The following is a 22,385-nucleotide window of genomic DNA, read 5'->3' on the forward strand; positions in this document are numbered from 1 at the left end:
CTTGAATAATTCGTTTTGATGGTGTAGGGTCGCGAAGTCTAATGCTATTATTGCACCCCCACAACAAATATGCTACGGCAGACAAAGAGGCGATTGTGCCCGCTGGCCAGCAATTTTTTTATTTTTTATTTACCTAACGAAGGAAACAAAAGCGCACCATGGAAGCAAATCATAATCCATCAGATGATAATAAGCCCGCCGGCCAGGCCGGGGGGCATGGTGGGCACGGCGGCGGTTATGGCAACGGGCAAGAGCGGCCGGTGCACCCATGGCAAAAATTTTTGGTGCCGGGGTTATCGGCGGTATTGGTGTTGTTTGTTTTGTGGTGGCTGTTGGGCAGTGGTAACGGTATTATTATTTCCGGCAAGGGCCACGATGAAAAAATGGCCAACCAACCAGAAACCGGCCAAATGACCGAGCAAACATCTGGCCCGATGATGCCATCAAATTCAGCAGAAAGCGGCGCAACCCCACCTGCGCCAGGAACACCAGCCACCACCGCACAAAACATAGGGCAAAAAACAAATCAAAAAACCGTGCCCGATATTGTCGTGTTGAATTTAACGGCGACTGATTATCAACCAAAATTATTGGTAACCGGCACGACCCAGCCGGTTCAGCTGACCACCCTTAAGTCGCAGGTGGCGGGACGTATCGAGAAAAAAATGGTGGTTGAAAACACCGCGGTAAAAACCGGCGCGGTGCTGATAAAATTCCAAGTCGCCGACAATATGGATAAATTGATTGCGGCGCAGAAACAATTGAAATTATTGCAAATCGCAAAAAACAGCGAGGCGCAATTGGCGACCCAAGGCCTATCATCCAACCTCAACATGGCCCAGGCCGATGCCAATTTGGCACAGGCGCGGGCGACGGTTAGCACCCTGACCAAGGTGGTTGAGGAGTTAAACGTCAAGGCGCCGTTTGATGGCGCGCTCAGCCAATATCATGTCGAGGTTGGCGATTTGATTTCCCCCGGGCAACCGCTGGCGGATTTTGCCGACCTAAAAAAATTATATGTTCAGGTTTATGTCGCGGCCGACCAAGTTAAGGACTTGGTGGTTGGCGCGCCGGCGCAGGTTACCATCACCGGCGACCAAAAAAACGCGGTGGTGGCTTATGTTGGCTCGGTCAGCGATTCGCAAACCGGCACCGTGCTTGTTAAGGTGAAAATGGATAACAGCGATGGAAAAATGAAGGGGCAGGTGCCGGCCTCGGTCGCCATCACCCTGCCCACGACCAAGGCCTACCGCATTCCGCCAACCTCGCTTTCCTTGAGCGATGAGGGCTTGCTCGGCATTAAGATATTGGGCGAGGGCAACAAGGTGATGTTCGCGCCGGTCACGGTTTTGGCGCAGGACGCAACCTCCATGTGGGTCAGCGGCTTGCCGGCGAAAATAACCCTGTTGAGCGATGGGCAAGCCTTTGTCAGCAATGGGCAAATCATCAACCCAGTGTATAAAAACAACCAAGGCAACTAAAGGCGACCGATGAGTATTGTCTCGCAGGCACAAAACAAATCGCGACTGGTGCTGGCGACCCTGGCGTTTTTGCTTGGCTTTGGTATGTTTGCCCTTTGGACAATCCCGAAGGAATCAACGCCCGATATTCAAATCCCGACGATGTATGTCGTCGTGCCATTCCCGGGGGTCAGCCCGTCTGACGCCGTGGCGTTGTTGGTCAAACCGATGGAGGAGCGATTGCGTGGCATCGATGGTATCAAGAATATTAAATCCTCTGGTTTTTTGGGCGGCGCAAATGTTCAGATAGAATTTAACGCCGGCTTCGATTCAAAAAAGGCCCTGGCGGATGTGCGCGAGGCGGTCAACAGCGCGCAGGCCGTTTTTCCCTCGAACAATGGGCAACCGATTCAGCCGACCATTAAAGAAATCAACCTCAGCCTGTTTCCGGTGATTTCGATATTGCTCTATGGCGATGCCGACCAACGTGTAAAATTACAAGCCGCCGAAAAATTACAGGACGCCCTGCAATCCATCCCCGAGGTTTTGTCGGCCGACATTATCGGCGACCGCGATAAGCAGGTTGAGATTTTGATGTCGCCGAATAAGATGGAACAATTTAATCTTCGCGCCGACCAATTGTTGCAATCGCTGGCGCAATCAAACCTGTTGATTGCCGCCGGCACGATGTCAGAGGGCAGTGGCAGTTACGCGGTGAAGGTTCCAGGCCTGATGTCGAACGCGCAGGAATTATACAGCCTGCCGGTGAAAACCATCGGCGACCGCGTGGTTACATTGAAAGATATCGCCGATGTGCGTTATAATTTTGTCGATTCAACATCGGCATCTTTCACCAATGGCCAGTCATCGCTGACCATCCAGGTGGTGAAGCGGATAGGCGAAAACATGCTCGATACCATTGCCAAGGTGAAGAAGGTCGTGGAGGTGGCACAAAAAACATCGCCCGATGGTTTAAACCTGCAAATAGAGGTCGAGGGCGACAAATCGGTTCCCATTAAGGATTTGTTAAATGACTTGACCAACAACGTGGTGGTGGCGGTGTTGTTGGTGGTGGCGGTGGTGATGGGCTTCCTCGGGTTGCGCAGTGGTATTTTGGTCGGGATATCGGTGCCCGGGTCTTTCCTTGGCGGTATTTTGGCGATTTACTTAACCGGTTTAACGATAAACGTCGTGGTGCTGTTCGCGCTGATTTTATCGGTTGGCATGTTGGTCGATGACGCGATTATTGTTTGCGAATATGCGGCGCGGCGGATGCAGGAGGGGATGTCAAAAAAATTAGCCTACCGCGAGGCCTCGACCCGCATGGCATTCCCGATTATGACCGCGACCCTGGCAAAAATTGTCGTGTTCTTGCCGCTGTTGTTTTGGCCGGGTATCGTTGGCCAATTTATGCGTTACTTGCCGCTGACCCTTATTGCGGTGTTGGGCGCGTCGTTGATTTTTGCCCTGCTGTTCTTGCCGGTGCTGGGCACCGAATTGGATAAGGTAAAACGGATATTTGTTTATGTTGGCTTGCTGTTTATTTTGGCGGTGGTGGGTGGGCTGTTGTTAAAGGTGGTCGGCGTGTTATTGGCGTTGGTGATTGGCGCGGTGGGGTTGTCTTATTACACGCGCCGCGAATCATATCGCGCGAAGATAGCCGCCGAGGAAAAGGTCGAGTTAGAAAAAGAAAAACTGCAGTTGGGCGAGATGAAGGAAGAAATGCCCGAGGATAAACCGCACCAACTTTATGTTTCGGCCCTGCGCGCTGTTATCAAACGGCCGGTCACGTCGATTGTTACATCGGTCGCATTGTTGATGTTGGTTTTTGTGCTCTATGGCAAATTTAACAAGGGGATGGATTTCTTCCCCAACACCGAGCCCGAACAATTCAGCCTCACCGTGTCGGCGCGCGGCAACCTGTCGGTTCAGGATAAAATTGGCTTGGTGAAGGAGGTCGAGGCCAAGGTGTTGGATTACAAAAATAAATATGGCGGCATCCAAGTGGTCAACAGCTTGATTGGCCAACGCCAGCAAGAGGGCGACGATATCGATAAAATTGGCGAGGTCGTGGTGGAGATGAAGAATTGGCGAACCCGGCCACGCGCGCAATTTATTATTGACCGGTTGTTGCAAGCCACCAACACCATCCCCGGCATTTTGGTTCGCACCAAGCAAGAACAAACCGGGCCGAAGGCGGCAAAACCCATCGACTTAGAACTCTATAGTGACGACCCTGAAATTTTGCGCAACGCGACAATAAAAGTCGCCCAGGAGATGCAAAGCAATCCCAACCTGATAGAGGTTTCCAATGACTTGCCGCCGCCGTCAATTAATTGGGAGGTGCAGGTCGACCGCCAGGCCGCGGCGCAATATGGCGCGAACGTGCAACTTATCGGCACCTTCGTCCAATTGGTGACCCAGGGGGTGCGGATAGGGAGCATCACAACCAACGATAGCAAGAAGCAGGTGGCGGTTATTGTCCGCTACCCCGAGGCTTATCGCGGCCTGTCAGGCCTTGACCGGATAAAGGCCAACACGCAAAAAGGGCCGGTGCCGCTTTCGTATTTTGTTAAACGCCAAGCCACATTGGACGAGGGCACGGTCAACCGCACCGACCAGAAAAACACCCACGTCGTCGTTGCCAATGTTAAACCCGGCGTCGTGCCCGGCAATGAAATAAAAAATACCGATGCTTGGTTAAAGAAAAACCTACCGGCCGGTGTGACCTACCGCTTTACCGGCGACCAAGAAAACCAGCGGGAGTCGCAGGTCTTTTTGCTATCGGCCTTTTCGGTGGCGATATTCATGATTGCCGGCATTATGTTGCTTGAATTTAACAGCTTCTCGACCTGTCTATTTATCTTGACCGCGGTTATCATGTCGACCGCTGGCGTGCTGATTGGTTTGATGATTATGCAACAGGCCTTTAGCGTTGTCATGACCGGCCTTGGCATTATTTCGCTGGCGGGCATTATCGTCAATAACAATATTGTGCTTATCGATACCTACGACCACCATCGCCACGCGGGGGTTGCGCCGCTTGAGGCTATCATCCTCGCCGGTGCGCAACGTCTGCGGCCGGTGTTTTTAACCTCGCTCTGCACCGTGCTTGGCCTGTTGCCGGTGGTGTTTGCCATCAATATCGATTTCGTCCACCGCGCGATAGATATTGGCGGCCCGTCGTCGCAATTATGGGTTGGCTTGGCCACCGCCATCGCCTTCGGCATGATTTTCGCCACGCCCTTTACCCTGCTGATTACGCCCTGCATGTTGATTGCGCGCGAACGTTACTTTGGTCATATCCCGGGCATTGCGCAAAACCAACATCGCATCAGCGATTTCCTCATGCGCATGACGCAACGATTCGGCGGCCGGTAAAAAATCTATTTTACCAAGATTCCATTTGACAACCGCCATCCTTTGGGCTAGGCAGAACAGGTGGACGGGATGTTTTTTAAAAACATCTTGGACAAAAAAATTTTAACAATCTCTTTGGGCATCGATAATGATTGATGCTCTTTATAACCATAAGGAGAAACGAAGCGATGGCTTATTACGAAACCGTGGTGCTTATCCGCCAAGATAAAACACCGGCGCAGGTCAAAACACTTTCGACCAAATTGGCGGATTTTATCAAAAGCGATAAGACCGCGGGCAAAATCTCACGCGAGGAATATTGGGGGTTGAAACCATTGGCCTACCTTATCAAAAAAAACAGCCACGCCCATTATATCATGATTAATTATTCGGCCGACAGCAAGCATAAGGACGAAATGGAACGGCAAATGCGCCTTAACGACGATGTCCTCCGTTACATGACCATCGTTACCGATGATTTGCCGACCGAGGAATCGATCCAAATGAAACCGGTCGAGGAAGAAGAATCAACCGACAACGATAAAAACGACAAATATGAAAAACGGGAGAAAAAACCATGGCGCGAGAAATAAGAAAAAAATCAGCTATTCCAATGGCACCACGGCCGATGGGTCGCGGCGGTTGCCCATTTTCGCGGCCCGGCGCACCGGTTATCGATTACAAGGATGTGCGGTTGTTGTCTCGTTACATTTCGGAGAAGGGTCGCATGACGCCCAGCCGTATTTCAAACGTATCACAAAAAAAACAACGGCAATTATCGAACGCGATTAAACGCGCAAGGTTTCTTGCCCTGTTGCCCTATTTGGTGAAATAAACTTGGTAAAATAAAATTTGGAGAAAAAATCATGTCGGTCGAAGTTATTTTGTTAGAACGGATTGAAGGCTTGGGTTCATTGGGCGATGTCGCCAAGGTCGCGCCAGGTTACGCGCGTAATTATTTATTGCCGATGGGCAAGGCATTGCGCGCCAACGATGAAAATAAAAAAACATTCGAAGCCGAAAAGAAAAAATACGAAGCGGCCAACGAAGAAAAACGCATCGAAGCCGAAAAATTGATGAAGAAGGTCGATGGTGCAAAAATTAAAATCGTTCGCGCCGCGTCGGAAACCGGTCAGCTTTATGGTTCGGTCAGCGCGCGCGATATCGCCGAAAGCCTATCGACCAAGGGTCATGTCGTCGAACGCTCCAGCGTTTTGATTGGCAAGGCGATTAAGGATATTGGCGAACACGAAGTCAAATTACGTTTCCACGCCGATGTGTTGGCCACCGTAATGGTGCAGGTTGTTAAAAACGCCGATGATGTGGTGATTGCCGCCGCGCCGTCGGTCGAGGATAGAAAACTCAGCAAGACCGAAATGGCCACGCAATTAAAGGCCGAGAAAAAATTGGCCGCCGAAAAGGCAAAATTGGCCAAACAGGAAATGAAGGAAGCCGAGCAAAAAGCCAAGGCCGACGCCAAAGAAGAAAAAGCCGAAGAAAAATCGGCCAAGGCAAGCAAGGCGGCCGCAAAGGATTCTGAAAAGAAGGCGTCAGCCAAAAAACCGGCCGTCAAAAAAGCCGCCAAGAAGAAATAACCACTGCCATTGCCACCATCGTTTGTGGCATGGCCAAACTTTCTTTAAGCCAATGGTTATTAGTTGATTGGCGGGCAGATGACGAATCGCTGGGTTGTTTTCTAAATATTTTTTTATCATATCCCTTATTTGCCCGGCATTAACGCCATCAGGCACGCAAAAATACTTATGGTCGCTTTCATCAACCACGCCCGCTATATATCCTTGCCCGACGCTTAGGTCGACAAAATCCGATTTATCGGCATTGATAAATTGCCATAAATCATTACCGGTGTAGAAGCTTGCCATCGCGAAAGATGGCATAAAAGCAAGAAGAATTAAAAATCTTCTCATATTGTCCCCTATTTTTTTTCGACTTAATTCTTAGCCTTATCGACCAATTTGTTTTTGGTTATCCATGGCATCATGGTGCGTAATTTTTCGCCAACGTCCTCTATCGGGTGGGCGGCCAAATTGCGGCGGATGGTTTTGAAACTGGTTTGATTGACCTTGTTTTCCAACATCCAATCGCGGGTGAATTTGCCGTCTTGAATTTCGGTCAATACTTTTTTCATTTCTTTTTTGGTTTCTTCGGTTATCAAACGCGGCCCGGTGACATAGGCACCATATTCGGCCGTGTTGGAAACGCTGTAAAACATATTGGCCAACCCGCCCTCGTAAACCAAATCAACAATCAACTTGACCTCGTGCAAACATTCAAAATAGGCCATTTCCGGCGCGTACCCGGCCTCGACCAATGTTTCAAACCCAGCGCGGATGAGCGACACCAAACCACCGCACAGCACGGTTTGTTCGCCGAATAAATCGGTTTCGCATTCCTCGCGGAATGATGTTTCGATAATACCAACCCGACCACCGCCAATCGCCGAGGCATAGGACAGGGCGAGTTCCTTCGCCCCAACATTGCCGGCTTGACCCTTTGCGCCGGCGTCTTGGTGCACCGCGACCAAACATGGCACACCTGCACCGCGTTTAAATTCGTTGCGCACCGTGTGGCCAGGCCCTTTCGGCGCGACCATCAGCACGTCGATATCTTTCGATGGTTCGATAAGATTAAAATGGATGTTAAGCCCATGGGCAAAAAACAACGCCGCGCCTTTTTTTATATTTGGCGCGATATCGTTGTTGAAAATATCGGCCTGTAATTCATCGGGCGCCAGCATCATGATAACATCGGCCCATTTTGCGGCCTCCGCCGGGGTGGCGCATTCCAAGCCTTCGGCCTCGGCCTTTTTACGGCTGGGTGAGTTGGCGCGTAGCGCGACTTTTATTTCCTTGACGCCAGAATCCTTTAAATTCAATGCGTGGGCGTGACCTTGCGAGCCATAGCCGACAATCGCCACTTTTTTCCCCTTAATGATATTGGGGTCGCAATCTTTATCGTAATAAACCTTCATGATTTTTTTCCTGGCCTTTTTATATCAAACCAAGGGAAAAAATCAAGCCAAATGAGCAGAAAGCGAAATTATTCTTTTGCACAAAATTGTGGAAAAGAATAACGCGCCGGCGTGCTTACTTTTTGGTAAAGTTCTTTGCCAGGTCGAGGAACAATTTTTTTTGTTCGTCGTCGTTGATTTTGTTATAGGCAACAATCAATTCCAACACATCTTTGCGTTTGAAGGGATCCTTGGCAAAACTTTCGTCGCTGGTCATGGTGCTTTCCGCTGATGTATCGCCGTCCTCGGCCGATGAATTGTCGGCCATGCCGCTCGCCTTTTTTGGAATCAAATCGACGAACAATTTTTTTATATCGCCGGTAATATCTTGGAAAAAGAAATCGATAGGGGTTTGCAAAATAAGCGACAATTCATAAAGCCGCGAACAGCCGATGCGGTTGCTACCACGTTCGTATTTTTGCACCTGTTGAAAACTGATACCGAGCAATTCGGCCAAGTCGGTTTGGGTTAAGCGCAACATTTTCCGTCTTAAACGGATGCGTTCGCCAACATGTTTGTCGATGGGGTGAGCGGATTCGTCATCGACAAGGTTGCCGATGGCCGCGAGTGATTTTTTTACCATGTTATACCTTCTAGAAAAACTTTGGTTGTTAATAAATTATTAAATAAACTACTATTTATTTTCCAAACCAACCCAACAGCATCCGCCCAAAAACTTGTAGCGATGATTTGTTTCCCGAAAACTCCAATTTCTGTATAGCAAATCGAATTTATTCTGTAAAGAATATTATTCAATAAAGAATAAAATATAGCGGTGAATAAAATTCTTATCCGAGGCGATTTTCGTTGATTTACTTGGATTTTTTTTATATTTTTCTACCCAGCTTAGTTGTCATTTAAAGCCAAAGTTGGGGATAAGCTGGTTGTCGTGGTGGCTTGCGATATTTTTTATTTTCTCCGATGCGCGGTGGATGATTTTCCGGCGCGTTTAAGGCAACCCCTTGCGGTGGGCAAAATCATTATTATTGCGAACAAGCGTCGGGGCAACCCCCAACTATAAGGCGGCCGTCAAAGGGGACGCAGGCGGGGCAGGTTGCTTTTTACCATGTCTTTTGCGGTATAATCGCGCAGGTAACCAGCATCTGCTTGAAAAACCGCAATAAATCCAATATAATGGTTCTATCATTAGCAATTCCATTGGTCGGCGCGTCAGTGCCACCAGAAAATATCAAAACAAACTTTTTTTTATTACCTTATGCCCAAACTTCGTTCCCACACCACCACCCACGGGCGTAACATGGCGGGGGCGCGTGGATTGTGGCGTGCCACGGGGATGAAAGACGGCGATTTTGGCAAACCGATTATTGCAGTTGTTAATTCATTCACGCAATTTGTGCCAGGCCACGTGCATTTGAAAGATTTGGGCCAGATGGTGGCGCGTGAAATTGAAAAACACGGCGGCGTTGCCAAGGAATTTAACACCATCGCGGTCGATGACGGCATTGCCATGGGGCACGATGGCATGCTCTATAGCCTGCCATCGCGCGAATTAATTGCCGATTCGGTCGAATACATGGTCAATGCCCACTGCGCCGACGCGATGGTTTGTATTTCCAATTGCGATAAAATTACCCCCGGCATGTTGATGGCGGCGATGCGGATTAACATACCGGTGATTTTTGTCTCGGGCGGCCCGATGGAGGCCGGCAAGGTCAATTGGAATAAAACCACCGGGCATTTGGCCAAAAATGGCGATGGCACGGTGCGCAAGGTCGATTTGGTCGATGCGATAGTCGAGGCCACCAATAGCAATTTGTCGGATGATGAGGTAACGGCCATCGAACGTTCGGCCTGCCCCACCTGTGGCAGTTGTTCGGGCATGTTCACCGCCAACAGCATGAATTGCCTGACCGAGGCCTTGGGGCTTTCCCTCCCGGGTAATGGCTCTCTGCTGGCGACCCACGCCCTGCGCAAAAAATTATTTTTGTCTGCGGGGAAAAGAATCGTCGAATTATGCACTGAGTATTATCAAAAAGAAAACAGCAATGTTCTGCCGAGGGCGATTGCCAATTTTGAGGCATTTGAAAATGCCATGGCGTTGGATATTGCGATGGGTGGTTCGACCAACACGGTGCTCCACCTGTTGGCCATTGCGCGCGAGGCCGAATGTAATTTCACGATGCAGGATATCGACCGCCTGTCAAAAAAAATTCCAACCATTTGTAAGGTCTCGCCGGCGACTGCGCTTTACCATATGGAGGATGTGCACCGCGCCGGCGGCATTATGGGTATTTTGGGTGAACTGAATCGCGGCGGGCTTATCCATAATTATTTGCCGACCGTCCATAGCAAGAGCCTGCAGGAGGCGTTGCACCATTGGGATATTATGGAGAGCAACCAACCCGAGGTGTTGGAATTTTACGCCGCCGCGCCGGGCGGGGTGCGAACCACCGAGGCCTTTTCACAAAACCGCCAATACCCCGAATTGGACAAAGACCGCAAAAATGGTTGCATCCGCACGGTCGAGAATGCCTATAACAAAGACGGCGGGCTGGCGGTGCTTTATGGCAACCTTGCCCCCGAGGGATCGATTGTCAAAACCGCCGGCGTCGATGAACATATTTTAACCTTTCGCGGGCCGGCAAAAATTTATGAAAGCCAGGATTCGGCCTGCAAGGCGATTTTGAACAAAGACATTGTTGCCGGCGATGTGGTGGTTATCCGTTACGAGGGGCCAAAGGGTGGCCCGGGCATGCAGGAAATGCTTTACCCGACCAGTTATTTGAAATCGATGGGGTTGGGCAAGGCCTGCGCGTTGGTAACCGACGGGCGGTTTTCGGGCGGCACGTCCGGCCTTTCCATCGGCCATGTCTCGCCCGAGGCGGCGGCCGGCGGTTTGTTGGCATTGGTCGAAACCGGTGATGAGATTGTGATAGATATTCCCAAAAGACAGATGACCCTTAATGTGCCGGCCGAAGAAATTGAAAAAAGAAAAATGGCGGAGAAGCAACGTGGTCGCGCCGCCTTCACCCCGCGCGAACAACGGGTGCGGAAGGTATCGCCGGCGTTACGCGCCTACGCCGCCATGACAACATCGGCCGCGACCGGCGCGGTGCGCGATGTGGCACTGGTGGAATGATTTTTTAGAATATAGTAGGGACGTAATTATTGACAAACCATAGCATGAAAATTGCTTAAGGAAGCATAAAGAATCATGACCGACAAAACCGATATGACGATAGATTACGACGCGATTGTGACCGGGCAGTTGCGCGCGGTTATTCCCGCGGTGTTATCAAAATTGTTGGCGCAAAACCCGGGCGCGACCGAAATCCCAAGCCCGCACCATTTTTATATTACTTTTTCAACCACGGCCAAGGGGGTTGTCGTGCCGTCTTACCTAAAAAATCAATACCCCGAAGAAATGACCATCGTGCTACAATATCAATTTTGGAATCTGACGGTGCGCGAATCCGATTTTTCGGTGGTGTTAAGTTTTGGCAAAACGCCGGCCGCCATCACCATACCATATGATGCTATCATTCAATTTTCTGACCCGGCGGTTAATTTTATGTTGCGGTTTGACGACCGCGAGGATAAATCGCCGCGTGACAACAAAGACGACGACAATGTGCAATTATTAACCAGCGTCGCCCCCGAACAATCGAATGACAAATTCGTCGACGACAAAAGGCAAAATCGACTGGAGCCGGAAAAAGAAAACGACAAAGAAAAAAGCAACGTCGTATCGTTGGCGGCATTCCGCGAACAACAAGAAAAATAAAAATGTCCAATGTTCTTGACCTGCATTGCCGACCGTTTGACGGCGTGCCCTTAACCAAATTGGATTTGCCGGCACCGAGCGTCGAACAATTTCGCGGCGAGGATATGTTGTTGGTGGCGGAGGATACGTTATCGCAACTGGCGAAGCGTGCCTTTCACGATATGAATTTTTTTGTGCGCGACGGGCATCTGTCCCTGCTGGCCGATATTTTAAAAGACAACGAGGCCAGCCCGAATGATAAATATGTCGCGTTGGAGCTTTTAAAAAATTACAACATTGCGTCGGGCGGCATTTTCCCGATGTGCCAAGACACTGGCACCGCCATTGTGATTGGCAACAAGGGGCGACGTATCATGACCACCGGCAATAAATTTGGCGGCGATGACCGCGAGGCGGTGGCCAAGGGAATTTTTGATTGTTACCAGGAATATAATTTGCGTTATTCGCAGATGTCGCCATTGCAAAGTTTTAAAGAGGTTAACACCAAAAATAACTTGCCGGCGCAAATCGAGATTGCGGCCGATGGGCCGGCGGGTAATTACGAATTTTTGTTCATTGCCAAGGGCGGCGGGTCGGCCAACAAAACTTTTTTTTATCAACCGCCGCCGTCGTTGCTTGATGAAGAAAAGCTATTGGCATTTATCACCGCCAAATTGCGTGAGCTGGGCACATCGGCCTGCCCGCCCTATCACCTGGCGGTGGTGATTGGTGGCACCTCGGCCGAGATGGCGGTCAAGGCGGTGAAGTTGGCGTCATGCCGTTATCTTGATAATTTGCCGACCCATGGCGGCGATGACGCGCGGCCATTTCGCGACAAGGATTTGGAGGAAAAAGTTTTTAAGATAACGCAAGGCCTAGGGATAGGCGCGCAATTTGGTGGCAAGTATTTTTGTGTCGAGGCGCGGGTCATACGCCTGCCACGGCATGGCGCGTCTTTGCCGATTGCGCTAGCGGTTAGCTGTTCGGCCGACCGCCAGGCCTTGGCGCGCATCGACCGCGACGGCGTGTGGTTGGAGGAGTTATGCAAGGACCCGGCGAAATTTTTACCCCATGTCGATGAAAATAAATTGTTGGATAGGGCGGTTGAGATTAACCTTAACCAGCCGATGGAAAAAATCTTGAGCGACCTGCGGCAATGTTCGGTGAAGACGCGGGTCAGCTTAAGCGGCACGATAGTGGTGGCGCGCGATTTGGCGCATCAAAAATTATTGGCGCGGTTGAAAGAAACCGGCAAACTGCCCGATTATTTAAAAGACCACCCGATTTATTACGCCGGGCCGGCAAAAACGCCCGAGGGGTTTGCCTCGGGGTCGTTTGGCCCGACAACCGCCGGGCGGATGGATGGGTATGTCGAGGAATTTCAAAAACACGGTGCGTCGTTGGTGATGTTGGCCAAGGGCAACCGGTCGAAGGTTGTCGCCCAGGCTTGCAAAAAATATGGTGGTTTTTATTTGGGGTCTATCGGCGGGCCGGCCGCCAAGTTGGGGCGCGATTGCATCACCAAGGTCGAGGTTATCGATTACGAAGAATTCGGGATGGAGGCGGTGCGAAAAATCACGGTGAAAAATTTACCGGCGTTTGTTGTCATCGACCATCAGGGGCATGATTTTTACGACGGCCTGACCACCGAATAAATTTTGCGATTATTTTTTTTCTTATGAGCGGCAAGATACCCTTTATCAAAATGCACGGCCTGGGCAATGATTTTGTTCTGCTGGATGCGCGGCGCGATGCGGGGTTGGCCACGTTGTCGCCGGCGGTGCTGGCGCATATCGGCGACCGCCACCGCGGCATTGGGTGCGACCAAATTGTTATTTTAAAAAATCCTAAAGATGAAAAAGCCGACGTGACGATGGTGATTGCCAACAGCGATGGGTCGTTTGCCGAAACCTGCGGCAATGCGGCGCGTTGCGTGGCGCAATTTATCGCCAAGGAAAAAAATAAAAAAAATATTACCATCGACAGCAACGGCGTTGTTTTGCCGGCGGTGTTGTTGGACAATGGTTTGGTGATGGTCGAAATGCGCGGCGGTAATTACGAATGGCAAAAAATTCCCTTGGCGCGTCAATGCGACACAATGAGCTTGCCGCTGGATGATGTTTTTAAAACCCATGGGTTTCAACCGCTGGCGTCGCCGCTGGCGATTAATGTTGGCAACCCGCATTGTGTGTTGTTGGTAAAAAATGCCGACGAGGTGGCGATTGAAAAAATTGGCCGCGCGATAGAGCATCACCCATTATTTCCAGCACGCACCAACGTGGAATTTTTGTCGGCGACGGCCGATAAAAATAAATTTCGCCTGCGCGTGTGGGAACGCGGCGCGGGGGCAACCTTGGCCTGCGGCTCCGGCGCGGTGGCGGCGTTTTTGGCGTTGCATCGCCTGAAAAAAATTGATGGGGCTGGCGCGGGCGTAACGATGCAGATGGATGGCGGGACGTTGCAATTGGCCTTCGCCGACCAAACAGCGCGCAACGCCGTGGCCATGACCGGGCCGGCTAGCTTGGTTTATCGCGGCGAGCTGACAGCCATATAATATTTATTGACAAGTTTATTAAATTGTCCTAGCTTGACGATGTTATTCCCACCCCCGCGGTATGGATTGTATAGTCTATACGGGGGGTGGCGTTTTTTTATCCCCTGATTTATTTATAATTATCATGTCTTTGCAGGATTATGGAAAGCCATATTTATCCGTTGAAGAACAATTAAATCTTATTAAGTTGCGGGGCATGGTTATTGCGGATGAGCAAGAAGCGAAACAACGTTTAAAATCTATTGGGTATTATAGATTAAGCGGTTATTGGAATGTTTTTCGTTGCGCGGATAGTGAAAAATTTGAAACCAATATTAATTTTTCTGATGTTGTTAGCCTGTATGAATTTGATAAGAAATTACGACTAATTGTTTTGGACGCTATCGAGAGGATAGAAATTGCCCTTAGGGTTGATATAGCGATAGTTTTAGGAGAAGAGCGTCCTTTTTCTTATTTAGAAGATAATATATTTAGTAGCTCGGATAAGCAAAAGGAGTGGTTAGAATATTTTAGCAAGCGTCATAAAAATCCAAGACAAGAATGGCTTAAACAAGCGACAGCAACATATAATAAGTTGCCTATTTGGATGGCAATAGAGTTATGGGATTTTGGCTTATTATCTCATTTTTTTTCTAACCTAAAGCCTAAATATAAAGATATAATAGTAAAAGAATACAACACAACAGCAAAGACATTTCAAAATTGGCTAGCAAATATAAATGATATCAGGAATATATGTGCGCACCATGATAGATTATGGAATATAGCGCAAAATATAAGACCTCGAATACCTCAAAATTTGCGCCTGTTAAGCCATTTAAGAAAAGACCATGATGCGTGCAATAAAATATATGCGACATTGACCATCATGCAATATTTATTAAGAAAAATAAATCCTACAACAGAATGGCCAAAACGATTAAAAGAGCAAATAGATAAATTTCCTAAGAATCATATTATTAATATAAAACAAGCTGGTTTTGCAGACAATTGGCACAAAGAGGATATTTGGCGAGATTGATAGCAACCTTGCGACAATTTTATTTTTCTGTTAACAATTGATAATGACCAACAGCGATAAACGGGTTTATATTTTTGATACCACCCTGCGTGATGGCGCGCAAACCCAAGGGGTGAATTTTACCCTGCATGATAAAATGCTTATCGCTGGCATGCTCGATGAATTGGCCGTGGATTATATCGAGGGCGGATTTCCCGGCGCCAACCCAACCGACGATGAATTATTTGCCAAACCGCCGGTGTTAAAAAACAGCTCCTTGGTGGCCTTTGGCATGACGCGCCGTGCCGGCGTATCGGCCGACAACGACCCGGGCCTGCGCGCCACCATCAACAGCCGCGCGGGTCATGCCTGCCTCGTGGCGAAATCGTGGGACAAACAAATCGAACAGCTTATGGGTATCACGCTTGATGAAAACCTGGCGATGATTCAGTCATCGATTAAATTATTATTGGCCAATAAAAAGTCGGAAATCATGCTGGACGCCGAACATTTTTTTGATGGTTTTTTATCGAACGAAGAATATGCAATGAGGGTTATTGCCACCGCGCTTGACGCCGGTGCGCGGTGGGTGGTGTTGTGCGACACGCGCGGCGCCATGTTGCCGCATGATATTGAAAAAATTATCAGCGCGGTCGGCAAAAAATTTGACCTGACAAAAATCGGCATCCACGCCCATAACGACGGCGATTGCGCCGTCGCCAATAGTTTGGCGGCGGTGCGGTTGGGCGTGCGCCAGGTGCAGGGCACACTGAACGGCCTGGGCGAGCGTTGTGGCAACGCCAACATTTTATCGCTGATGGCCGATTTGCATTTTAAAATGAAAATGGATATTGGGCCGGCGCAACATAACTTGCATTTGCTGACCCGCGTGTCGCGGCAACTTGACGAATTATTGGCGCGCGCGCCGAACCCGCATTTGCCATTCGTCGGCACCAATGCCTTTGCCCACAAGGGTGGTTTGCATGGCGCGGCGGTGATGAAGGACGCGGCGTCCTACGAACATATTTCGCCCGAATCGGTCGGCAACGAACGGGTGATGGTGATGTCTGACCAATCGGGCAAATCGAACCTGCGGTGGCATTTGCAACAATTGCATTTGACTCTGCCCTCGGAGGAGGAAAACCTCCTGCTGGCCAATATCAAGGATGCCGAATTTAATGGCTTGAGTTTTGACGGCGCGGAGGCAAGCCTGGATATTTTTATCAAACGGCACCTGCGCCAGATGAACGAATTTTTTTCCTTGAGCTCTTGCGATATTAATTATCAAAATCAAGATGGCGAAAGCCACACCACGGCCAGCGCGACCATCAGCGTCGATGGTAAAAAAATTGTCAAGGAAGCCGTGGGCAATGGGCCGGTCAATGCGCTGGACGCGGCGATGCGCCAAGCGTTGGTCGAGCATTTTCCGCAACTGGCCGGCGTGCAATTGGTCGATTACAAGGTGCGGATTATCCCGCCCAGCCAAGAATACCAGGGCACGGCGGCCCTGACCCGCGTTATGATTGAATCGACCGATGGGCAAAAAAATTGGACGACGGTTGGCGTGTCGTCGAACATCATTGCCGCGTCTGAATCGGCACTGACCGATGCCTATCGCTATTATTTAATGAAACAATAAACAATAGCGCGACAATGACCAACCCCACCATTATTTTGGTGCGCCCGCAATTGCCGGAAAATATCGGCATGGCCAGCCGCGCGATGTTGAATTTTGGTTTTACCGACATGATGGTGGTGGCGCCGCGCGACGAGTTTCCATCGGTCGAGGCGATTAGCGCAAGTTCGGGGGCGAGCGATGTAATTTTCCCCAAGGCACAAGTGTTTGATAGTTTGAAACCGGCGTTAAAAAATTTTCATTATATCGTGGCGACATCCGCCCGGCCGCGCGACCAAGCGATAGGCGTTTTAAGCCCGGGCGAATCATTGCGGGCGATGCAACAGGCCACGGCGCGCGGCGACCGCGTGGCGGTGATGTTCGGCCCGGAACGCACCGGCCTGACCAACGACGATATTATCCATGCCAATCACATTTTGGAATTCCCGACCAACCCTGAATTCCCCTCGCTTAACCTGGCGGGCAGTGTGTTGTTGTTTTGTTATGCTTGGGCGCAATTGCATGACGGCCGATTGCAGGAATCGCGGCCGGCCTTCACCGACACGGCATCGGTCGAAAGCCGCGATTATTTTATCAACCGCCTGTTGGCGGCGTTGGAAGAAAATGGTTTTTTTAAATCCGCGCCGATGAAACCATCGCTGTCGCGCAATATTGTGCAGATGATAAGCCGTGCCAATTTTTCTGAACAGGAAATAAGAACCTGGCAAGGCATCATCACCAATCTGTTGGAAAAAAAATAGTTGTAAAAAAAATAAAAATTGTCTAAGAATAACATCGATGGAACATTTTTTATCACCCGAGGTGCTGGCGTTTGTCAGCGTGGTCTTGATTGACTTGGTGTTGAGCGCGGATAATGGGCTGATTGTTGGCTTGGCGGCGGCGTCATTATCACCAAAAAACCGCAAAAAAGCCATCGCCATCGGGATTGTTTTGGCGACCCTATTCCGCTTGTTGTTTGCTGGCATTGCCATCGAGCTGTTAAAAATTCCCGGCATGTTGTTGATAGGCGGGGTGTTGTTGCTTTATGTTTCCTATAAAATGTGGGGCGATTTGCGGGGCGAGGATCACCCCTTGCCGAAAAAAAATCATGTTGTAAAAAAACAAACCGCGGCAAAAGGGAAAAAGTCATTTGCCAGCGCATTGTGGCAGATTACCCTGGCCGATATTTCCATGTCGCTTGATAATGTCTTGGCGGTGGCCGGCGCGTCGCGGGAGCACCCAATTATTATGGCATTCGGTCTTGGCCTGTCGATTGTTTTAATGGCGACGGTCGCGACCATGATAGCCTCGTTGTTAAAAAAATACCCAGTTATAGGTTACGCCGGCCTCGCCGTGGTTATTTATATCGCCGCGAAATTAACATACCAGGGGGCGAATGAAGTTATCCCGCTGGTGATGGGTTGGTTGTAAATTTTTAGTAACGGCTTTTGCTGAGTTGTAAAAAAAATCGCTCGGTCAGCAAATGGCCGGGCAGGGAAGATTTGGTTTGATCCTCCAACTGCAACAATTTACCGCGCCAGAAAGATAATTTATCGCGGCGAAAACTGGTGACGGCTTTTCTGACTATCGGGCGATTTTTAAAAAATGGCACCAGCCGTTCGATAACGCTATCAAGGTTGCCGCCACCCGCAACCTCATCGTGGATATTTTGCAAGCGGTTTAATTCTATCATCATGCGGCGGATAAGTTGGATGGGTTCGATTTTTTCGGTGCGCAATTTATCCTGTAGCTCGACAACCCGCGCAGAATCCTTGGTCAAGACGGCGTTGATAAATTTGTCGACCGTTTCGTGGCTGACATTAATAAATGGTCGAATGGCGTCGAGCGTTAATTCCTCACCACCAATACCATAAAGACAGATTTGTTCGATGAGTTGTTTGGTTTCCAACCGATTGCCGCCAAGTTGTTGGCTCAACCAATATTGCGCCTCCGTTGTCATGCGGACGTTATAAAATGCCAATTGCTCCTTCAGCAATTGCAAAATTGTTTTTTCGTCATCTTGGTAAGCCGGCAGGGCGATGGCAAAGCCCGCGCCCTCAACCATGGTGCGCAATTGCGAACGTTTGTCCAAATTGCCGGCGACCAATAGCAAATAATTATCACCGACCGGTTGTTTAAAAAAATCGGCGAGGGCTTTTTCATATAATCGCTCGTCAACCTCGGTGATGACGACCAAGCGTTTGCCGCCGTCGAACGACATGGCCAACATTTCATCAAAAAATTTTGCCGGGTCGTCGAGGATGACATGTTGCGGCAGTTGGCTGAAACGAAAGGGGTCTTTATCGGGGCAGATGGATTTTGTAATTATATCTTGCCGTTCGGCGGAAAGGCCGCCCTCTGGCCCATAAAGAAGCCATAGGCGATAGGAATTTTTTTCGACATCGCGCGCAAAATTTTTTATAAAATCGTTGACTTTATAAGCTGGTAACGACGCCATGGTTACCCCCTTTATTTGCCTGGCTGATAAAGCAGTAGACGGTTGCGCGCATCAAGCGCGATGTTCTTCATGGCAAATTCTAATTTCTTTTTGCGCACTTCGCTTTGGGTAAAGCCAGACAGCGAGGCGACAACATTGGTGCTGTTGGTGCTGATATCGAATTCATCAAGCACCTTGCCCGACGATTTTTCATAAAGCACAAAATGAACGGCGACAACAACTTCTTCGATTTGGTTTACGTTGGCGATGGCGGTATCGCCGATGTTGGTGCCATTTAGGGCGATGGTGGCACGCAACCCCTTGTTCGGTGGGGTTGATTTTTTCTTTGCGCCGAAAGCGTAATCCAATTCGTTTATTAAAATTTGTCCTTCGCGGCTGGCGATGCTATCGATGCTGATATCTTGCAATATTGTGTTTTTAAAATTGCCGGTGGTTTTGTCAAGTTCGTAGGCCGGGCGCAGGCCACAAGCCGTCAGCCCCAGCAACATGGCACCACACAGGAGGGATAAAAAAATATTTTTCATATTACCGCTTATAGCAAATTAATAATACGATTCGGCACAAATATCACCTTGTTTGGTTTTTGTCCGTCGAGGGATTTTTTGACCGTGTCGAATTCCAACGCCGCGGCCAGGGCATCGGCCTGGCTGACATCGCGCGGCAGGCTTAGGGTGGCGCGCAATTTTCCCTTTACCTGCACCGCGATGGTAACCGATTCGACGGCTAGGTAATCGGGGTTGGCTTCGGGGAAATGGCTGGTTGCCAATATTTCTTTATGCCCCAATTCTTCCCACAATTCCTCGGTGATATGCGGCGCGGCGGGGTGTAAAATTTGTATCAATATCTCGATGGCTTGTTTTTTCGTTGCGTCCTGGTGCGGGTAGGAATCGATGTGGTTGGCCAATTCGTGGGCGCGCGAAATAAGCAGGTTAAAGTGAAATGTCTCGATAGCTTGGCGTGCCGCAATAATCGAACGATGCGCCATGCCGCGCAAATCGCTTGCCAATTTGTCGTCTTTTGTCGGTGCGGGGTTTTGCGGCACATCCGCCACCAGTTGGCACAGCCGCGCCAGAAAGCGATAGGCACCGAGCACGCCGGCCTCGCTCCATTCCAAATCTTTTTCGGGCGGCGAATTGGAAAGGATAAAAACCCGCGCCGTGTCGGCACCATATTTTTCGATAATGTCCTTTGGGTTGACGACATTTTTTTTCGACTTGCTCATTTTAATCGACATGCCGACCTTGACCGGCGTGACATCGGTGATGAGGAACGCTTTGCCCGATTTTTTTTCAACCTCGGTTGGCGCGACCCATTTGCCATTTTTATCTTGATAGGTTTCGTGGCACACCATGCCCTGGGTAAAAAGCCCGCGGAAGGGTTCGCGCGGCGCGGCAAAACCGCAATCTTTTAGGGCGCGGGTAAAAAACCGCGCGTAGAGCAAGTGGAGCACCGCATGTTCGACGCCGCCGATATATTGGTCAACCGGCATCCAATAATCGGCGCGTTCTTTGCCATATGGTTGGTCGTGGTTTTGGTTGTCGAGGTAACGTAAAAAATACCAAGAGGATTGAAAAAAAGTATCCAGCGTATCGGTTTCGCGCCGCGCCGCGCCGCCGCAGGTCGGACAGGTGGTTTGTTTCCACGTGGCGTGATGGTCAAGCGGGTTGCCAATTTTGTCAAAGGTTGCATCGGCCGGCAACAGCACCGGCAATTTATTTTCGGGCAGTGGCACCATGCCGCAGGCGTCGCAATAAACCACCGGTATTGGGCAACCCCAATAACGTTGGCGCGACACACCCCAATCGCGCAACCGCCAATTGACCTCCCCCGTGCCGAGGTTTAATTTTTCCAATTGGGCGATGGCACGTGTTTTGCCGGTTTCAACATCAAGCCCGTTTAAAAAACCGGAGTTAAAAATAACCCCGTCGTCGACGAATGGTTCGTCGCCGATTGAAAAATTATCGCCGGCGTTTTTCGGCCGCACCACCGGTGTAATGGCCAGGTTATATTTTTTGGCAAACATCAGGTCGCGCGCGTCGTGCGCCGGACAACCAAACAATGCGCCGGTGCCATAATCCATCAACACAAAATTGGCGATATACACCGGAAAATGTTTTGTCGCGTCGAACGGGTGGGCAACCTGGAGCGATAATTGGTAGCCCTTTTTTTCCATGGTTTCGATATCCATGGTGGCGACCGAACCGGCGGCGCATTCCGATAAAAAATCATGCAATTTTTTATCGTCGCTGGCGGCGGCAATTTTTTTTGCTATCGGGTGGTCGGCGGCAATGGCAAGGAAGCTCATGCCGAACAGGGTGTCGGGGCGGGTGGAGAAGACCTCGATAAATTTTTCATCGACTTGCTGGGTATTATTGTCATTAACAATTGGGAATTTCACCCGCGCGCCGGTCGAACGGCCAAGCCAATTTTCCTGCATGGTGCGAACCTTTTCCGGCCAGGCCGGCAGGTCAGCAAGCGATGTCAACAAATCATCGGCGTAGCGCGTGATGTTCAAATACCAACCCTTTAATTTTTTTTTCTCGACCACCGCGCCCGACCGCCAACCACGGCCGTCGACCACCTGTTCATTGGCCAGCACGCAATTGTCTATCGGGTCCCAATTGACGATGGTTTCCTTTTGGTAGGCAATTTTTTTCTCGATAAATTTTAAAAAAATCTTTTGTTCTTGGTGCGTGTATTCCGGGTCAGATGTTGCCAATTCCAAATCCCAATCGTAAGAAAACCCAAGCCGCATCAATTCCGATTTCATGGTGGCGATGTTTTCGTAGGTCCATTTTTTTGGGTGCACGCCGTTATCGAACGCGGCATTTTCGGCGGGCAGGCCAAACGAATCCCACCCCATGGGGTGGATGACATTAAAACCCGCGGTGCGTTTGTAACGCGCCACGACATCGCCCAATGTGTAATTGCGCACATGCCCCATGTGGATTTGCCCAGACGGGTAGGGCAACATTTCCAACACGTAATATTTTGGTTTGGCCGCGCCGGACGTGCCGGGTTGTTGCGTGGCAAAGACTTTTTTATCTTGCCAATTTTTTTGCCATTTTAATTCGATTTTTTGCGGGTGGTATCGGGTCATTGTTGCTTTAATTGTTCCTTCCAGCGTTGATAAGCAAACTTGACCCGAAAATCAAGTGCCGTGGCCTGGAACCGGTATTGCTA

General features: G+C 49.7%; 19 protein-coding genes. 13 read left to right on the forward strand and 6 right to left on the reverse strand.

From position 1 onward, the window contains the following. Positions 1–158: 158 nt before the first annotated feature. From QM529_05505 to rplI, 5 genes are all read left to right on the forward strand, one after another. Positions 159–1,481 (forward strand): efflux RND transporter periplasmic adaptor subunit, encoded by a 1,323-nt coding sequence (locus QM529_05505; GenBank protein ID MDI9314108.1) that lies wholly within the window; start codon positions 159–161, stop codon positions 1,479–1,481. A 9-nt stretch (positions 1,482–1,490) separates the two neighbouring features. Then, complete coding sequence (locus QM529_05510; protein ID MDI9314109.1) at positions 1,491–4,841, forward strand: efflux RND transporter permease subunit; 3,351 nt, start codon at positions 1,491–1,493, stop codon at positions 4,839–4,841. A gap of 134 nt (positions 4,842–4,975) precedes the next feature. Further along, complete coding sequence (gene rpsF, locus QM529_05515; GenBank protein MDI9314110.1) at positions 4,976–5,413, forward strand: 30S ribosomal protein S6; 438 nt, start codon at positions 4,976–4,978, stop codon at positions 5,411–5,413. A gap of 20 nt (positions 5,414–5,433) precedes the next feature. Then, positions 5,434–5,655 carry a 30S ribosomal protein S18 gene (rpsR, locus tag QM529_05520; GenBank protein ID MDI9314111.1) on the forward strand — a complete coding sequence of 74 codons (222 nt, stop codon included), beginning with the start codon at positions 5,434–5,436 and terminating at the stop codon, positions 5,653–5,655. 31 nt (positions 5,656–5,686) lie between these two features. Then, a complete protein-coding gene (gene rplI, locus QM529_05525) occupies positions 5,687–6,415 on the forward strand; it encodes a 50S ribosomal protein L9 (GenBank protein MDI9314112.1) in 729 nt (242 codons plus the stop codon). Here rplI and QM529_05530 read toward each other — a convergent pair. From QM529_05530 to QM529_05540, 3 genes are all read right to left on the reverse strand, one after another. Continuing rightward, complete coding sequence (locus QM529_05530; protein MDI9314113.1) at positions 6,371–6,718, reverse strand: Rap1a/Tai family immunity protein; 348 nt, start codon at positions 6,716–6,718, stop codon at positions 6,371–6,373. The two genes, rplI and QM529_05530, sit on opposite strands and share 45 nt — an antisense overlap. 53 nt (positions 6,719–6,771) lie before the next feature. Then, positions 6,772–7,812 (reverse strand): ketol-acid reductoisomerase, encoded by a 1,041-nt coding sequence (ilvC, locus tag QM529_05535; GenBank protein MDI9314114.1) that lies wholly within the window; start codon positions 7,810–7,812, stop codon positions 6,772–6,774. A gap of 115 nt (positions 7,813–7,927) precedes the next feature. Next, a complete protein-coding gene (locus QM529_05540; protein MDI9314115.1) occupies positions 7,928–8,434 on the reverse strand; it encodes a helix-turn-helix transcriptional regulator in 507 nt (168 codons plus the stop codon). A gap of 633 nt (positions 8,435–9,067) precedes the next feature. Between QM529_05540 and ilvD the strand changes: the two genes are divergently transcribed. From ilvD to QM529_05580, 8 genes are all read left to right on the forward strand, one after another. After that, on the forward strand, positions 9,068–10,951 hold the full coding sequence (gene ilvD, locus QM529_05545) for a dihydroxy-acid dehydratase (protein MDI9314116.1): 1,884 nt from the start codon (positions 9,068–9,070) through the stop codon (positions 10,949–10,951). Between the two features lie 75 nt (positions 10,952–11,026). Then, on the forward strand, positions 11,027–11,596 hold the full coding sequence (locus tag QM529_05550; GenBank protein MDI9314117.1) for a ClpXP protease specificity-enhancing factor SspB: 570 nt from the start codon (positions 11,027–11,029) through the stop codon (positions 11,594–11,596). Between the two features lie 2 nt (positions 11,597–11,598). Beyond that, positions 11,599–13,230 carry a FumA C-terminus/TtdB family hydratase beta subunit gene (locus tag QM529_05555; protein ID MDI9314118.1) on the forward strand — a complete coding sequence of 544 codons (1,632 nt, stop codon included), beginning with the start codon at positions 11,599–11,601 and terminating at the stop codon, positions 13,228–13,230. A gap of 23 nt (positions 13,231–13,253) precedes the next feature. After that, on the forward strand, positions 13,254–14,129 hold the full coding sequence (gene dapF, locus QM529_05560; protein ID MDI9314119.1) for a diaminopimelate epimerase: 876 nt from the start codon (positions 13,254–13,256) through the stop codon (positions 14,127–14,129). Positions 14,130–14,253: 124 nt separating this feature from the next. Next, positions 14,254–15,150, forward strand: coding sequence for an Abi family protein (locus QM529_05565; protein ID MDI9314120.1), 897 nt, complete (start codon positions 14,254–14,256; stop codon positions 15,148–15,150). 43 nt (positions 15,151–15,193) lie between these two features. Next, a complete protein-coding gene (cimA, locus tag QM529_05570) occupies positions 15,194–16,768 on the forward strand; it encodes a citramalate synthase (GenBank protein MDI9314121.1) in 1,575 nt (524 codons plus the stop codon). Between the two features lie 14 nt (positions 16,769–16,782). Next, on the forward strand, positions 16,783–17,505 hold the full coding sequence (locus QM529_05575; GenBank protein ID MDI9314122.1) for an RNA methyltransferase: 723 nt from the start codon (positions 16,783–16,785) through the stop codon (positions 17,503–17,505). A gap of 37 nt (positions 17,506–17,542) precedes the next feature. Continuing rightward, positions 17,543–18,175, forward strand: coding sequence for a YjbE family putative metal transport protein (locus QM529_05580; protein MDI9314123.1), 633 nt, complete (start codon positions 17,543–17,545; stop codon positions 18,173–18,175). A gap of 4 nt (positions 18,176–18,179) precedes the next feature. Here QM529_05580 and holA read toward each other — a convergent pair whose 3' ends face one another. From holA to leuS, 3 genes are read right to left on the reverse strand one after another with little or no spacing between them, the layout of a single operon-like run. Next, positions 18,180–19,202, reverse strand: coding sequence for a DNA polymerase III subunit delta (gene holA / locus QM529_05585; GenBank protein ID MDI9314124.1), 1,023 nt, complete (start codon positions 19,200–19,202; stop codon positions 18,180–18,182). A gap of 11 nt (positions 19,203–19,213) precedes the next feature. Next, positions 19,214–19,726 (reverse strand): hypothetical protein, encoded by a 513-nt coding sequence (locus QM529_05590; GenBank protein ID MDI9314125.1) that lies wholly within the window; start codon positions 19,724–19,726, stop codon positions 19,214–19,216. 8 nt (positions 19,727–19,734) lie between these two features. Further along, complete coding sequence (gene leuS / locus QM529_05595) at positions 19,735–22,302, reverse strand: leucine--tRNA ligase (protein MDI9314126.1); 2,568 nt, start codon at positions 22,300–22,302, stop codon at positions 19,735–19,737. Positions 22,303–22,385: the final 83 nt, after the last annotated feature.

Origin of the sequence: Hydrotalea sp. (genome assembly GCA_030054115.1) — a bacterium.
In the GTDB taxonomy this organism is placed as follows: Bacteria; Pseudomonadota; Alphaproteobacteria; order JASGCL01; family JASGCL01; genus JASGCL01.